Here is a 14,675-nt window from a genome sequence, read left to right on the forward strand (position 1 = left end):
TCGTTCGGCTCGTTGAGCAGGAGTCGTTCACAGCACTGTGAACGACTCCTTCACCCGTTCGTAGGTCCGCACCGCCTCGTCCTCGATCTCCTCGTGGTACCAGGTGCTGATCTGGTACGACTTCCCCTCCACGTCGAAGCCGAGCAGCCTGGCGTGCCAGTGGGTGCCGTCCAGGGTGAAGGTGTACTCCCATACGACCGCCGGGTGATCCTGGTACGTCGTCTCCGCCAGGGTGATCTTCGTGTAGTCCCGGCCCTGGCGGGCGTTGCGCTCCGACTCCTCCCACGTCTCCAGCAACTCGCCCCTGGCCAGGGAGGACTTGGCGAGCAGTTCCTGCCTGCCGTCGGGGGACGTGTAGTGCACCTCGGCGCCCGTCTTCACGTCCCGGCGCCAGCCTCCGGGAGTCGCCCACGCGTATCCGCCCGCCTCCTCGTGCGCCCCCGGCGGCAGGCTGCGCGGGCGCGAGGTGCCTTCGACAGTGGGTTCGGGGGTTGGGGTGTGGGTGAATTCAGGGGTGGGTTCGGATGTCGTTGGGGTCGGGGGCTCGTACGTCGTCGACGTCGACGTCCTCGGCAGCGAACCCGGAGTCGCTGTGTCCCTGTCTCCGGGGGAGCCCGCCGTCGCCGCCAGGGTTATTCCGATCACCGCTGCTGCCGTGACCACACCGGCGGCCACCATGGTGAGTCGGCGGCGGGCGTTGCGCGCACCTTGGCGTTCGTGCGGGGTCGCGGGGCCCGGCAGTTCGCCGGGCGGCATTTCCGGTGGTGGTGTTGTGCGCGTGGCCGTCGGCAGGTCGGCCGCCAGCTGCGGGTCCGGGCGCGTTGCCCGATGCTCCTGCTCTTCTCGGACCAGTGAGATCCCGGCGCCACGGGCGGGGATCGCCGAGCCGGCCTCGGACCGCATCTCGGAGGGGACCTCTGTGGAGGCGTTGGAGGACTCTGAGGGGTGTTCCCCTCGTGACTGTCGCGCCGCCCTGACGAGTGAGGCGTCCAGGTAGGCGGGGGTGGGGGTGTCCTCGTGCGGTTGTACGGGGGGCAGGGGCTCCTGGGGCTCCCCGGGCTCCCCGGGCTCCCCGGGCTCCCCGGGCTCCCCCGGCTCCGGGAACGCCACCGGCCTCAGTGTCCGTTCCACGTCCTCGAGTGCGGGCCTGGCCGACGGTTCCTTTTCCAGGAGGGCGGCCAGGAGGTCGTGCAAGGGGCCGGCCGAGGCGGGGAGTTCGGGATCCTCGTACAGGACCGCGAGCAGTGTCGCGAGCGTCGTTTCGCGGGAGAACGGGGAGCGGCCGCCCAGGGCCGCGCAGAGGGTCGCGCCGAGTGACCACACGTCGGACGGTGGGCCCTGGTGTCGGCCGGACACCCGTTCCGGGGCCATGTAGTCGGGGGAGCCGACGAGCATTCCGACCATCGTCAGCGCCTTCGCGTCCTGGATGGCGGCGATGCCGAAGTCGGTGAGGACCACCCGCCCGTCGCGTCGTTCCACCAGGACGTTGCCCGGTTTGATGTCACGGTGCAGGACGCCTCCGGCGTGCACCTGGCGCAGTGCCGACACCAGGCCGAGGCCCAGGCGGGCCGTGTCGGCCGGGGTCAACGGGCCGTCCTGGGCCAGGAGTTGCTCGAGGGAGCGGCCGTCGACCAACTCCATGACGATCCACAGGCATTCCCCCTCGTCCACCACGTCGTACACGCGCACGACGTTCGGGTGGTCGATGCGGGCCGTCGCCCTGGCCTCGCGGAGTGTGCGTTCGCGGCGGGTTCGGGTGTCCTCCGCGTCGAGTCCGTCGATGCGCATTTCCTTGACGGCCACCGGTCGGTCGAGCATTTCGTCGACGGCCCGCCACACCCGTCCCATTCCCCCCTGTCCGATACTTTCGACCAGCCGATATCGGCCTGTCACCACCAGATCGGGAGCACCGCCGCCCATATTCCCCCGCAATCCCCTGCACCCCCTCAACGCGCGCCCCACCAGAACCACAATGGTCACACTTCATGCCGTATCAGCATAGTGGCGGGAAATCTTGTGGTACCTCTTCATGGACCGCGAATTCAGGCGCGGTCCAGGGGGATCCAAGGGGGACGAACATGAGTTCTGGTCGCACGACGGTCATCGCGGGATCGCTGCTCACGGCATCTTTCTCTGCCGTGATGATCCTTTCCTTCGCCGCCAGCGCGGATGACCAGGGGCCCGGAAGCAGCAAGGGGGGAAAGGCCGTCGACGCGGCGCCGGCAGGCGTCAAGTTGACCACACAGTTGCCCGAGAGCATCTCGGTCGACAACAGTTCGAAAGAAACGGAACTCACCGCCACGGTAAAGAACGAGGGGAGCAAGGAGAGCGGTGCCGTCCGGCTTTTGGTCGTCGGATTCGACGGCATGACGGTCAAGAACGTTCAGGGCTGCTCGGAGATTGCAGAAAAGGATCTGCCGGAGGGGTCGAACAGCGGTTTCAATTGCGCTGTCGGCAATCTCGCGGCCGGTAAGTCGAAGTCGTACGACGTCGAAGCGACGTTCGACCTGGGCAAGACCGGCAAGATCTGTCTGCCCGTCCAGACCGCCGACGGCGCGAAGACGTTCTGGCAGCAGGGGCCGGTCCCGTTCGGGACGAACAACCCGTCGCCGAACGCCCCGGCCACCCCGCTGCTGCTCGGCACCGACAACAAGCCGGTGGGCCCCGGCGGCGACAAGCTGCCGAGGACCGGTCCGGCGCGCGATCTGCTCCCGCTCGGCGCGACGGGCGCCGCACTGCTGTCCGCCGGAGCGGCGGGCATGTGGTGGTCGCAGCGGCGGCCCCGGCAGCAGTAAACAGGGTGAGCAATGGCGGTACTGCGTAACTGACGGCTGACGGCTGACGGCTGACGGCTGACGGCTGACGGCTGACGGCTGACGGCTGACGGCTCAGTCAGGGGCGTACGCAGAAGATCCGGGATGCCCTGTTCGGCATCCCGGATCTCGTCAACATCCTTGTGCGGCTCAGCGGTTGAGGAACTTCCAGGCCGTCGGCAGCGCGCCCATCGCGAGGGCCGCCTTCAGGGCGTCGCCGAGCAGGAACGGTGTCAGGCCCGCGGCGATCGCCGCGCTCGCGCTCATGTCGGCGGCCAGGGCGAGGTACGGGACGCCGATCGCGTAGATGATCGCCTCGCCGAGCACCATCGTGCCCGCCATGCGCAGCACGGAGCGGTCGGCGCCGCGTCGGGCCAGCGCGCCCACGACGGCGGACGCGAGCACCATGCCGAGGATGTAGCCGAAGGACACCGACGTGCCCGAGCCGCCCTGCGCGAACCACGGCACGCCCGCCAGACCGGCCAGGGCGTAGACGACAAGGGCGGCGAGGCCGCGGCCGGCGCCCAGCGCGGTGCCGACGAGGAGCGCGGCGAAGGTCTGTCCGGTCACCGGTACCGGCGAGCCGGGCACGGGGACGGCGATCTGGGCGGCGATCCCGACGAGCCCGGCACCACCGAGCACGAGCGCGGTGTCCCGGACGCGGGAGGCGGGGAGCAGATCGGCGAGGACCTGACCGGGGCGGGCGGTGGCGACGGCGGTTGCCATGGGTACTCCGCGGGGATGTGGGCGGCAAGGACATCGCGACGCTATCCCAGCGCCCTCGGGACGATCACCGTCAGCGCTCGACAAAGGGGGCGCGGGCGGCTTGGTGGGCTCCGCACAAACGGTGGTGGTTACACCCGGTACGGCGTGACGCCGGTCACTGAGGTGAGGTGGTTTCGGCTACGAACGTGCGGGAGGCGGGCTCTGTAGGGTTCCGCCAATCCGGCCCGATGGTCAGCCCAGGTCGGGGTGCGCTCCGGCCCGGGTTCGGCCCCGGTCTGGACACCTGCCGTCTCGCCCGTCGGTCGTCGTCTGTGCAGGGTCGGTCCGCTTTGCTAGCTTCGAGCGCATGGTCGCCCAGTCCCGGTACTTCTCGTCGCGTCGCTATGTCGACCTGCGACGCGTGGGCACGGCCACCTGTCGCCGCCCCGGGTGAGGCGGCTCCGGCGCGCCTCGCTCCACAGGACTCCCTGAGCGTGCGTTCGCAGCTCCCCGAGTCCTCTTGAGACGGCGCAGTGTCGGACCCGTTCCCGAGGATGATCGCCATGCCCCGTGCCACGGCACCCACCCTTACCTCCCTCTCCTCTCTCTCCTCTCTCTCCTCCCTCCCCTCTCCCCGCTCCTCCCCTGTCTCCCGCTCCATCTCCTCTCGCACTTCATCTCCCTCCGCCTCGGCCTCCCCTGCGCGCGTGCCTCGCGCCGCCGATTCCGATCGGCGCCGGACGAGTGCGAGTGTCGTCCTGCGGTCCGTGCTCGCGCACGGGCCCGTGGCGCGCAGCACCATCGCCCGGTTGACCGGGCTGTCGCCGGCGTCGGTGACGGACTACTGCGCCCGGTTCGCCGAACTCGGCCTGATCCGCGAGGAGTCCGTGCCCCGGCGTTCCAACGGCGTGGGACGTCCGCACGTCCCCGTCGATCTGGACGTCTCACGGTTCGTGGTCGCCGGGGTGCATGTGGCCGTGCCGTACACGACGGTGGCGCTGCTCGATCTGCGCGGCCGGGTGGTGGTCGAGCGGGAGCTGAAGCACGAGCGCACCGACCCGGAGTGGGTGCTGGAGCGGGCCGCGGCGGGGCTGCGGGCGCTGCTGGACGGCGTACCCGGCTGCCGGGCCCTCGGTGTCGGGGTGGCCGTGGGTGGCTGGGTGGACCGGGAGTCCGGGACCGTCGTGGAGCATCCGCTGCTGGGCTGGCGGGATGTGGCGGTGCGGGAGACGCTCGAGGCGCGCACCGGGCTGCCGGTCCATGTGGACGGGCACGCGCGGGCGTTGGTCAACGCGGAGCGGCTGTTCGGGGCGGCGCGGGACGGTGGGAGCGTGCTGCATCTGTTCGTCGGCAACGTGGTCGACGCGGCGTTCGCGACCAACGACGAGGTGCATCACGGGCCACGCTCCCAGGCGGGCGCCATCGGCCATCTCCCGGTGCCGGGCGGCACGGAGCTGTGCGAATGCGGGCGTACGGCGTGCCTGCAGGCCGAGTTGAGCGAGCGGACGCTGTGCCGGCGGGCGCGGGAGGCGGGCGTCGTCGCGGGCACGAACCCCATGCGGGTGGTCGCGGCGGCGGCCGGCGGCGACCCCGACGCCGTGGGGCTGTTGGTGCGGCGGGCGGGTGCCGTGGGACGGGCGACGCGGCTGCTGCTCGATGTGCTGAATCCGGAGACGGTGGTCGTGACCGAGGTCGGGGTCATCCACCGCGAGGACTGCCTCGCCGCGCTGCGCGAGGAGGTCGGGGGGGAACGCGCGTCCTCCGTCGTGCCGACGAGTTTCCCGGATTCGGTGCTCGCGGTGGCGGGCGGTTCGGTGGCACTCGATGTCCTGTACCGGGATCCGCTGGCCGCGGGCCGCCTCACCTGAGGTTACTTAATTCAGAAACTCCGAATGTTGACAGGAACCACGCATGACCTGGAACATCGTTCTCATGAGCCCTTTCGTGAGCTGTCGCACCCTCTGTTGCTGACACGTCGCCACTGTTGCTGACACGTTGCCACGTGTGAAGCGCTCATTTCTTCCGAGCTTTCCGCTCCATCCTTCCTTCCGCGTGAAGTCCTTCTGCGTGAATTCCCTTTTTCGGGCCTTCTTGTGCCCTGAATTCCGCATGCGCTCCAGCCTTCCCAACTCACGGAGTCCTCCCATGCCTTCCTCTCCCGTGCCCGGTGTCGACCGACGGCTCTTCCTCACCTCCCTGCTCGGCGCCGCGGCCGGTGTCGCCGGGTTGAGCGGCTGCGCCGACAGCAGCGCCGCAGCCAACACCAAGGGCGCCTCGACCGCTCCGCTCGCCGACAGGATTCCGGCCGGTACGAGCCTGAAGATCAACTCGTATTCGGGCACCCAGGAACTCCAGTTCAAGCTGGCCAAGTTGGGGGATCTGCCGTTCAAGGTGTCGAGCTGGGAGAACATCTCCGCCGGTCCCGATGTCATCAACGCCTTCCGGGCCGGCTCCCTCGACCTCGCCAACAACGCGGGTATTCCGCCGATCCAGGCGCACTTCCAGGGATTCGACGCGAAAATCGTCGCGATCAACGTCACCCGCAAGCCGAACTATCTCTTCGCCACCAAGCCCGGCAGCGATATCCGGTCGGTCGCGGATTTCAAGGGCAAGAAGCTCGCCTTCTCCCAGGGCCAGGCGCAGGGCGTCGTGCTTCTGCGGGCGCTGGAGAAGGCCGGGCTCGCGTACGACGACGTGAAGCTCGTCCCGCTGACCAGCAACCAGTTCTTCACCGCCCTCCAGTCGGGCCAGGTGGACGTCGCGCCACTGGCCATCGCCCAGGCGCCCGCGTACTTCCAGCAGTACGGCGGCAAGGGTGCCCGCAGCATCGACACGGACGTGGTCGACCTGCTCAGCCTGCTGTGGGCGCCGGTCTCCGTGCTGAACGACCCCGCGAAGGCCGCCGCGATCGCCGCCTACATCCCGTACTGGGCGAAGGGCCTGGTGTGGTCGTACGAGAACCCCGACATCTGGAACGAGGAGTTCTACGTGAAGACGCAGAATCTGACCCTGCCCCAGGCGCAGGGGATCTCCAAGCTCGCCAACAAGCCGCTGTTCCCGCCGAGTTGGACCGAGGCGATCAAGTGGGAGCAGGAGACCGCCGATCTGCTCGCGGAGGGCGGCTTCGTGAAGAAGTTCGACGTGAGTTCGCTCTTCGACCACCGCTTCGAGGGCATCGCGGCGAAGTCCGTGGCCGCGGAGTACCGGCGATGACCGCCGTGACCGCCGGCGCCTCCGCCGGCCCCGAGGCCGCCGCACCGGTGGAAACCGTCGGGCACGTCGGGCCCGTCGGGTCCGTGGGGTCCGTGGGGTCCGTGCCGGGGAGTGCGGAGGGCGGCTCGCAGGTCCGCAGGCGGCGCCGGCTCTCCCCCGGGAAGCGGCTGCCGGCCGCTCCGCTCATCGGGCCGGCCCTCGTCATCGCCCTGTGGGCCGCCGCGTCCGCCGCCGGGCGGCTCGACCCGGCCGCGATCCCGGCGCCCTGGACCGTGGTGAAGACCGGCGCCCGGCTGTGGACCGACGGGACACTGCCCTCCGACATCCTGACCTCGATACGGCGGGCCGCCTCCGGGTTCGCGATCGGGCTGGTCGGCGGCATCCTGCTGGCGCTGGCCTCCGGGCTCAGCCGGGTCGGCGAGGCGCTGATCGACGGGACGGTACAGCTCAACCGGGCGATCCCGGCCCTCGGTCTGATCCCGCTGTTCATTCTGTGGCTGGGCATCGGCGAAACGTTCAAGATCGCGATCATCGCCATCGTCGTCTACATCCCGATCTACCTCAACACGCATGCCGCGCTGTCCGGCATCGACAGCCGCTTCGTCGAACTCGCCGAGGTGCAGGGGCTGTCGAGGTTCCAGTTCGTCCGGCAGATCGTCGTACCCGGAGCGCTGCCCGGATTCTTCGTGGGACTCCGGCTCGGCGTGACCGGCTCCTGGCTCGGGCTGGTCGTCCTGGAGCAGATCAACGCCACCAGTGGACTCGGCTACATGATGTTCCAGGCCCAGAACTACGGCCAGAGCGACGTGATCCTCGTCGGCCTGGTCATCTACGGGATCTTCGGCCTGGTGTCCGACAGCGCGGTCCGTCTCATCGAACGGAGGGTGCTGTCATGGCGACGCACACTGAGCAACTGACGACCCTGTCCAAGGCCTCCGCCGTCCAACTCCGGGGTCTGACACGGTCGTTCGGTGGGCGGAAGGTTCTCGACGGGATCGACCTCGACATCCCGGCCGGGCAGTTCACGGCCCTGCTCGGGCACAGCGGCTCCGGCAAGAGCACATTGCTGAGGGCGGTCGCCGGCCTCGATCACGAGGTCGAGGGCAGCGGTCAACTCACCGCCCCCGAGCGGGTGTCGGTGGTCTTCCAGGACTCGCGGCTGCTGCCCTGGCGCCGGGTGCTGGACAACGTACTCCTGGGCACGGACGGCAAGGAGGCGGCGGCGAAGGGCCGGGAAGCCCTCGCCGAGGTGGGGCTGAAGGGGCGCGAACGCGCCTGGCCCAGTGAGCTGTCCGGCGGTGAGGCGCAACGGGCCGCGCTGGCCCGGTCGTTGGTCCGGGAGCCCGAACTGCTGCTCGCCGACGAGCCGTTCGGGGCGTTGGACGCGCTCACGCGGATCAAGATGCACGGTCTGCTGCGGGAGTTGTGGGAGCGGCACCGGCCGTCGGTGCTGCTTGTCACGCATGACGTGGACGAGGCTGTCGCGCTGGCCGAGCGGGTGCTTGTGCTGGAGGAGGGGCGGATCGGGCTCGATCTGGCGATCGACCGGGAGGCGGGTGCGCGTGGCGAGTACAGGGGGCTGTTGCTCGGGGCGTTGGGGGTGACCGTCGACGGGAGTGACCGTCCGCTGGGGGCTGCCGCCCCCAGGCCCCCGCTTCGGCCCTGAAGGGGCCTCGTCCTCAATCGCCGGACGGGCTGAATTTGCCTGGTCCTGCGTCGAGAGGCACCGCACGGAACAGGCCTTGATGCCCGCCACCACGATTCCGCACCGGCATTCATAAGCAAAGGAAACACCCATGACCCGCCAGCTCCACCTCAACGCCTTCCTCATGACCACCGGCCACCACGAAGCCTCGTGGCGGCTGCCAGAGAGCGACCCGCACGCCCATGTCGAGCTGGACCATTACGTACGGCTCGCCCAGATCGCGGAGCGAGGCACCTTCGACTCCCTCTTCCTGGCCGACAGTCCCCAGCTGTGGGGCAGTGTCGCGCAGCGTCCGGCAGGCGCCCTGGAGCCGCTCACCCTGCTGACGGCCCTGGTGACGGCGACCACGCACATCGGTCTGATCGCCACCGCCTCCTCGTCCTACAACTCCCCCTACAACCTGGCCCGCAAGTTCGCCTCGCTCGACATCATCAGCGGCGGCCGGGCCGGCTGGAACATCGTGACCACGGCCGGCGCCGAGGCCGCCCGGAACTTCGGGCTCGACGCGGAGCCCGCCCACGCCGAGCGGTACGCGCGTGCCGCCGAGTTCCTCGATGTCGCCCTCAAGCTCTGGGACAGCTGGGAGGACGACGCGATCGTCGCCGACAAGGCCACCGGCGTCTGGGGCGACGACACGAAGGTCCATCCGCCCCGGCACAAGGGGACGTACTTCAGCGTCGAGGGCGCCCTCAACGTGCCGCGTACGCCCCAGGGTTACCCGCTGCTCGTGCAGGCGGGGTCGAGCGAGGACGGCAAGGCGTTCGCCGCCCGCTACGCGGAGGCCGTGTTCACCGCCCAGCAGACCATCGAGGACGCGCAGGCCTTCTACGCCGACCTCAAGTCCCGTACGGCGGCGGGCGGTCGTAACCCCGACCACATCAAGGTGCTGCCCGGCATCGTGCCGGTGCTCGGCTCGACGGAGGCCGAGGCGCTGGCGAACGAGCAGGTCCTGGAGGACCACATCGTGTACACGCACGGCGTGGGGAATTTGGAGAACCTGCTGAAACTCCCCGCCGGGACACTGGAGTTGGACGCCCAGCTGCCGTCGGACCTGCCGCCCGAGAGCGCCATCGAGGGCGCCAAGAGCCGGTACACCCTCGTCGTCGAGCTGGCCCGCCGCGAGCGTCTCACCGTACGGCAGCTCATCGGAAGGCTCGGCGGCGGGCGCGGCCACCGCACCTTCGCCGGAACGCCCGAGCAGATCGCCGACGAGATCGAGACCTGGTTCACCCAGGGCGCCGCCGACGGCTTCAACATCATGCCCGCGGTCCTGCCCTCCGGTCTCGAGGCCTTCGTCGACCACGTCGTCCCGATCCTGCGCGCCCGCGGTCTGCTGCGCGCCGAGTACGGGCCGCGCCAGACCCTGCGCGAGAGGTACGGCCTCCCGCGCCCCGCGAACCAGTACGTCAGCCCCGCCTCTGTCTCTGCCTCTGCCTCTGCCTCCGCTCCCGCCCTCGTCTGAGGACCTCCGAAAGGAACCCGCACATGTCCGGCATCGAGATCCAGAAGGTCACCGCGAACATCGGCGCCCGAGTGTCCGGCGTGGACATCTCCAAGCCCCTCGACGAGGAGCAGGTCGCCGCTCTCCGCGAGGCCCTGAACGTCCACAAGGCCCTGGTCTTCGACGAGGTGAACCTCGACGACGAGGGTCAGCAGGCCTTCGTACGCCACTTCGGGGAGCTGACCACCGCCCACCCGACCGTGCCGTCCGTCGACGGCGCGCCGAACATCCTGCCCGTCGACAGCGAGCGGGGCCGCGCCGCCAACCACTGGCACACGGACGTCACCTTCGTCCTCAACCCGCCGCAGGCCAGCACCCTGCGCAGCATCACGATCCCGCCGTACGGCGGCGAGACCCTGATCGCCAGCTCGGCCGCCGCCTACCGCGATCTGCCGGAACCCCTGCGGCAGTTGGCCGACAACCTGTGGGCCGAGCACACCAACGACTACGACTACGCGGTGCCGGACGAGGCGCTCGACGAGGAACAGGCCGCCCAGCGCGCCCAGTTCACGTCCATCGGGTTCCGTACGGCCCACCCGGTCGTCCGTGTGCACCCGCTGACCGGTGAACGCGGGCTGTTCATCGGCGGGTTCGCGCAGCGGATCGTCGGTCTGTCGGTCACCGAGTCCCGCAAGATCCTTGACCTGCTCCAGGCGTACGTCACGCGGCCGGAGAACGTCCTGCGTCACCGCTGGTCGCCGAACCAGCTCGTCCTCTTCGACAACCGGATCACCCAGCATTACGCCATCGACAACTACAACGGCCTGCCGCGCCGTCTGCACCGGGTGACCATCGCCGGTGACATCCCGGTCGGCATCGAGGGCAAGGAGAGCTACTCGATCGCGGGGGACGCCTCGCACTACACGTCTGTCGCCGCGTGACCACCCCGTAGTCCGGTCCCTCGTCGGCAACGTCCTCGTCGGCAACGAAAAGCCCCTCGTGCGCGTCACACGAGGGGCTTTTTGTTGCTAGCGTGCAGTTGCAAGATTCTCGCAATAAGAGCAGTGCGTGTGGCGTCCTACCTCGTGATCGTCTTCTCACCGGACACGACGGCGGGCGGAATGACGGACGGCCCCCGCGAGGACGTGACTCGCGGGGGCCGTCCGATGTCCGGTCCGCCCTGCCTACAGGTTGCTGAAGTCCGGGCCCGCCGTCCGCGAGCGCTTGATCTCGTAGAAGCCGGGGACCGAGGCGACCAGGAGGGTGCCGTCCCACAGCTTGGCGGCCTCCTCGCCCTTCGGGGCCGGGGTGACGACCGGGCCGAAGAAGGCGATCTGCTCGCCGTCGGCGCCGGGGACCGCGATCACCGGGGTGCCGACGTCCTGGCCGACCTTGCTGATGCCCTCGTGGTGGGAGGCACGCAGCTCGGCGTCGAACTCGAAGTCCTCCTGCTCGGCGTAGTCGATCAGGTCGGCGGGCAGGCCGACGTCCGCGAGGGCGCCGGCTATCGACTCGAGGGTCACTTCCTCGCCCTTGTTGTGCACGCGCGTGCCGAGGGCCGTGTAGAGCGGGCCGAGGACGTCGGCGCCGTGCTTCTGCGCGGCCGCCGTCACGACCTTCACGCCCAGCCAGGCTTTCACCTTGAGCATGTCCTGGTACTCCTCGGGCAGCTCGTCGAGCTTGTCCTCGTTGAGCACCGCCAGGCTCATGACGTGCCAGCGCACCTCGATGTCCCGGACCTTCTCCACCTCGAGGACCCACCGGGAGGTCATCCAGGCCCAGGGGCAGAGGGGGTCGAACCAGAAGTCGACGGGGGTCTTGGTCGAGGTCGTCTCGGACATGGGTCTCCTAAGGACAGAGCGCGCTTTCAACGGGGAACGTATCCGCGCCACCATCGCATTCCCGGGTGCCCGGTGTCAGTGGTGCGTGGCAGGATCGGTGCTGGTCGGCCGTACTGATGACAATCGAGGGAGTGCTCCGTGCCCGGTGAGAACCTGTCCCGCGACGAGGCCCGGGAGCGGGCCGCGCTGCTGTCCGTCGACGGGTACGAGGTGTTCCTCGACGTGCGGTCCGCCGTGGGCGAACCGGAGAGCGGGAGTGGTGGGGGCGAGCCTCGGACCTTTCGGTCCGTGACCACCGTCCGGTTCCGGTGTGCCGAGCCCGGTGCCGCCAGTTTCGCGGATCTGATCGCGCCCAGTGTGACCGCCGTCTCACTCAACGGGCGGGATCTCGACCCGGGGGCCGTCTTCGACGGCACGCGCATCCTGCTGGAGGATCTCGCCGCGGACAACGAGCTGGTCGTCGACGCCCAGTGCGCCTACTCCCGCACGGGCGAGGGCCTGCACCGCTTCGTCGACCCCGAGGACGGCGAGGTGTACCTGTACACGCAGTACGAGCCCGCCGACTCGCGCCGTGTCTTCGCCAACTTCGAGCAGCCCGATCTGAAGGCGCCCTTCCGCTTCGAGGTGCGGGCGCCCGAGGAATGGGTCGCGTGGAGCAACGGGATCGGGGAACTCTCGGACGGGGTGTGGCGGTTCGCCGAGACCAAGCCCATCTCGACCTACATCACCACCATCCTCGCGGGCCCCTACCACTACGTCACCGATTCGTACTCGCGTACGTTCGCCGACGGTACGACGCTCGAGATCCCCCTCGGCGCCATGTGCCGCAAGGGCCTCGCCCCCTACTTCGACTCCGACGACGTCTTCCTCGTCACCAAGCAGGGGCTGGACTTCTTCCACGACCACTTCGACTACCCGTACCCCTTCGGGAAGTACGACCAGGCCTTCGTGCCCGAGTACAACCTCGGTGCGATGGAGAACCCGGGGCTGGTCACGTTCCGCGAGGAGTTCATCTTCCGCGGGAAGGTGACGCAGGCGGCGTACGAGCGGCGGGCCAACGTCGTCCTGCACGAGATGGCCCACATGTGGTTCGGCGACCTCGTCACCATGGAGTGGTGGGACGACCTGTGGCTCAAGGAGTCCTTCGCCGACTTCATGGGCGCGTTCTCGCTCGTCGAGGCGACCCGTTTCACCAACGGCTGGGTCACCTTCGCCAACAACCGCAAGGCCTGGGCCTACCGCGCCGACCAGCTTCCCTCCACCCACCCCGTCACGGCCGACATCCGCGACCTGGAGGACGCCAAGCTCAACTTCGACGGCATCACGTACGCCAAGGGCGCCTCCGTGCTCAAGCAACTCGTCGCGTACGTGGGCCCGGAGGCGTTCCTCGAGGGCGCGCGGCGCTACTTCAAGCGGCACGCGTACGGCAACACGCGCCTGGGCGATCTGCTGTCGGTGCTGGAGGAGACCAGCGGGCGGGACATGGCGTCCTGGTCGCGGGCGTGGCTGCAGACCGCCGGGGTCAACTCCCTCACCCCGGCTGTGCTGTTGAGCGCGGACGGGCTGATCACCGAGCTCGCCGTGATCCAGGAAGCCGCCGAGTCGCACCCCGAGCTGCGGCCGCACCGGGTTGCCGTCGGTCTCTACCGGCGTTCGCCGGGCGGGGAGTTGGAGCGGTACGCGCGTGCCGAGGTCGATGTCGACGGGCCCCGCACGGTCGTCGGTGAGCTGGTCGGAAGCGAGGCCCCGGACCTCGTTCTCGTCAACGACGACGACCTGACGTACTGCAAGATCCGGTTCGACGAGGGCTCGTTGGCGACACTGCGGGCGCACCTCGGTGAGATCACCGACCCGCTCGCCCGCGCGCTGTGCTGGTCCGCGCTGTGGAACCTCACACGGGACGCGCTGATGCCCGCCCGGGATTTCGTAGACCTTGTACTCCGGTTCGCGGGGCGCGAGTCGGACATCGGTGTCCTCCAGATGCTGCACGCCTGGGCCGGTACCGCGCTCACCCATTACGCGGCCCCCGACTGGCGGGCGACCGGTGAACGCCTGCTCGCCGAGGGCGCGTTGAAGGAACTGCGGCTCGCCGAACCGGGCAGCCAGCACCAGCTGACGTGGGCCCGCTTCCTCGCGGCCGTGGCGTCCAGCGAGGCCGATCTCCAGCTGCTCCAGGGGCTGTTGGAGGGCACCGCGAAGATCGACGGGCTCGAGGTCGACCAGGAGCTGCGGTGGGCGTTCCTGGAACCGCTGACCTCGCACGGCGTCGCCGACGAGAAGGCCCTCGCCGCGGAACTCGCCCGCGACGACACGGCGTCCGGCAAGCGCCACCAGGTCCGCTGCCTCGCCGCCCGCCCCTCGGCCGCCGTCAAGGCACAGGCGTGGGCCCAGGTCGTCGAGTCGGACGCGCTGTCCAACGCCCTTGTGGAGGCGACCATCTCGGGCTTCGTCCAGGGCTCGCAGCGGGAGCTTCTCGCGCCGTACGCGGACAAGTACTTCGCGGTGATCGAACGGATCTGGGCCGACCGCTCGATCCAGATCGGCATGGACGTCGTACGGGGGCTGTTCCCGTCGCTCCAGGACTCACCGGAGACGCTGGCGGCGACCGACGCATGGCTGACGGCCCACGCGGACGCGGCGCCGGCTCTGCGGCGCCTGGTCCTGGAGTCCCGGGACGACCTGGCCCGGGCGCTGCGGGCGCAGGCCTGCGACGGGGCGGCGGCGCGGTAAGGGAGGGCGGGGGGCGCGTTGTCGGGTGCGGGCGCGGTGGGGGCTGGTCGCGCAGTTCCCCGCGCCCCTGAAAAGCAGGGGCTGCGCCCCATGCTTTTCGGGCCTTCGGGCCGCAGGCCCGTGCCCTTGTCTTTTAGGGGCGCGGGGAACTGCGCGACCAGCCCCCACCGGGCCGCACCCGACCATGAACCGCACACCGTTACCGAACCCTGGCACCCCACGCCGTA

Annotated in this window: 11 protein-coding genes; 8 read left to right on the plus strand and 3 right to left on the minus strand. The window is 69.6% G+C overall.

The annotated features are described in order from the left end of the window. Nucleotides 1-27: 27 nt before the first annotated feature. The gene (locus ABZ855_RS30875) at nucleotides 28-1,920 is read right to left on the minus strand and encodes a serine/threonine-protein kinase (protein WP_360812406.1); all 1,893 of its coding nucleotides are present in this window, start codon (nucleotides 1,918-1,920) and stop codon (nucleotides 28-30) included. A gap of 158 nt (nucleotides 1,921-2,078) precedes the next feature. Here ABZ855_RS30875 and ABZ855_RS30880 point away from each other — a divergent pair, with 158 nt between their 5' ends. After that, the gene (locus ABZ855_RS30880) at nucleotides 2,079-2,795 is read left to right on the plus strand and encodes a hypothetical protein (protein ID WP_360812573.1); all 717 of its coding nucleotides are present in this window, start codon (nucleotides 2,079-2,081) and stop codon (nucleotides 2,793-2,795) included. Between the two features lie 168 nt (nucleotides 2,796-2,963). Here the strand turns inward: ABZ855_RS30880 and ABZ855_RS30885 are convergent, their stop codons facing one another. Next, nucleotides 2,964-3,539, minus strand: a complete 576-nt coding sequence (locus ABZ855_RS30885; RefSeq protein ID WP_360812408.1) for a biotin transporter BioY — start codon at nucleotides 3,537-3,539, stop codon at nucleotides 2,964-2,966. 533 nt (nucleotides 3,540-4,072) lie between these two features. Here ABZ855_RS30885 and ABZ855_RS30890 point away from each other — a divergent pair. From ABZ855_RS30890 to ABZ855_RS30915, 6 genes are all read left to right on the plus strand, one after another. Then, nucleotides 4,073-5,386: an ROK family protein gene (locus tag ABZ855_RS30890; protein WP_360812410.1), complete on the plus strand. Its 1,314-nt coding sequence runs from the start codon at nucleotides 4,073-4,075 to the stop codon at nucleotides 5,384-5,386. 277 nt (nucleotides 5,387-5,663) lie between these two features. Next, nucleotides 5,664-6,731 carry an ABC transporter substrate-binding protein gene (locus ABZ855_RS30895; protein WP_360812412.1) on the plus strand — a complete coding sequence of 356 codons (1,068 nt, stop codon included), beginning with the start codon at nucleotides 5,664-5,666 and terminating at the stop codon, nucleotides 6,729-6,731. Further along, nucleotides 6,728-7,648 carry an ABC transporter permease gene (locus ABZ855_RS30900; protein WP_360812414.1) on the plus strand — a complete coding sequence of 307 codons (921 nt, stop codon included), beginning with the start codon at nucleotides 6,728-6,730 and terminating at the stop codon, nucleotides 7,646-7,648. The genes ABZ855_RS30895 and ABZ855_RS30900 overlap by 4 nt, the downstream gene beginning before the upstream one ends. Beyond that, nucleotides 7,624-8,397 carry an ABC transporter ATP-binding protein gene (locus ABZ855_RS30905; protein WP_360812416.1) on the plus strand — a complete coding sequence of 258 codons (774 nt, stop codon included), beginning with the start codon at nucleotides 7,624-7,626 and terminating at the stop codon, nucleotides 8,395-8,397. Before ABZ855_RS30900 ends, ABZ855_RS30905 begins: the two co-directional genes overlap by 25 nt. A gap of 130 nt (nucleotides 8,398-8,527) precedes the next feature. Further along, nucleotides 8,528-9,898, plus strand: coding sequence for an LLM class flavin-dependent oxidoreductase (locus ABZ855_RS30910; protein ID WP_360812418.1), 1,371 nt, complete (start codon nucleotides 8,528-8,530; stop codon nucleotides 9,896-9,898). A 23-nt stretch (nucleotides 9,899-9,921) separates the two neighbouring features. Then, nucleotides 9,922-10,818, plus strand: coding sequence for a TauD/TfdA family dioxygenase (locus tag ABZ855_RS30915; protein ID WP_360812420.1), 897 nt, complete (start codon nucleotides 9,922-9,924; stop codon nucleotides 10,816-10,818). Between the two features lie 243 nt (nucleotides 10,819-11,061). On the opposite strand, the gene ABZ855_RS30920 is transcribed toward ABZ855_RS30915, so the two are convergent. Beyond that, nucleotides 11,062-11,718, minus strand: coding sequence for a DsbA family protein (locus tag ABZ855_RS30920; RefSeq protein WP_360812422.1), 657 nt, complete (start codon nucleotides 11,716-11,718; stop codon nucleotides 11,062-11,064). 138 nt (nucleotides 11,719-11,856) lie between these two features. Between ABZ855_RS30920 and pepN the strand changes: the two genes are divergently transcribed. Then, a complete protein-coding gene (pepN, locus tag ABZ855_RS30925; RefSeq protein ID WP_360812424.1) occupies nucleotides 11,857-14,448 on the plus strand; it encodes an aminopeptidase N in 2,592 nt (863 codons plus the stop codon). The last annotated feature ends 227 nt before the right edge of the window (nucleotides 14,449-14,675 follow it).

This window comes from Streptomyces sp. NPDC047042, from assembly GCF_040644035.1.
Lineage (GTDB): Bacteria > Actinomycetota > Actinomycetes > Streptomycetales > Streptomycetaceae > Streptomyces.

Bases quoted from the DNA above. Each gene is read 5' to 3' on its own strand.
- ABZ855_RS30875 (WP_360812406.1), bottom strand. From the start codon at position 1,920: ATGGGCGGCGGTGCTCCCGATCTGGTGGTGACAGGCCGATATCGGCTG.
- ABZ855_RS30880 (WP_360812573.1), top strand. From the start codon at position 2,079: ATGAGTTCTGGTCGCACGACGGTCATCGCGGGATCGCTGCTCACGGCA.
- ABZ855_RS30885 (WP_360812408.1), bottom strand. From the start codon at position 3,539: ATGGCAACCGCCGTCGCCACCGCCCGCCCCGGTCAGGTCCTCGCCGAT.
- ABZ855_RS30890 (WP_360812410.1), top strand. From the start codon at position 4,073: ATGATCGCCATGCCCCGTGCCACGGCACCCACCCTTACCTCCCTCTCC.
- ABZ855_RS30895 (WP_360812412.1), top strand. From the start codon at position 5,664: ATGCCTTCCTCTCCCGTGCCCGGTGTCGACCGACGGCTCTTCCTCACC.
- ABZ855_RS30900 (WP_360812414.1), top strand. From the start codon at position 6,728: ATGACCGCCGTGACCGCCGGCGCCTCCGCCGGCCCCGAGGCCGCCGCA.
- ABZ855_RS30905 (WP_360812416.1), top strand. From the start codon at position 7,624: ATGGCGACGCACACTGAGCAACTGACGACCCTGTCCAAGGCCTCCGCC.
- ABZ855_RS30910 (WP_360812418.1), top strand. From the start codon at position 8,528: ATGACCCGCCAGCTCCACCTCAACGCCTTCCTCATGACCACCGGCCAC.
- ABZ855_RS30915 (WP_360812420.1), top strand. From the start codon at position 9,922: ATGTCCGGCATCGAGATCCAGAAGGTCACCGCGAACATCGGCGCCCGA.
- ABZ855_RS30920 (WP_360812422.1), bottom strand. From the start codon at position 11,718: ATGTCCGAGACGACCTCGACCAAGACCCCCGTCGACTTCTGGTTCGAC.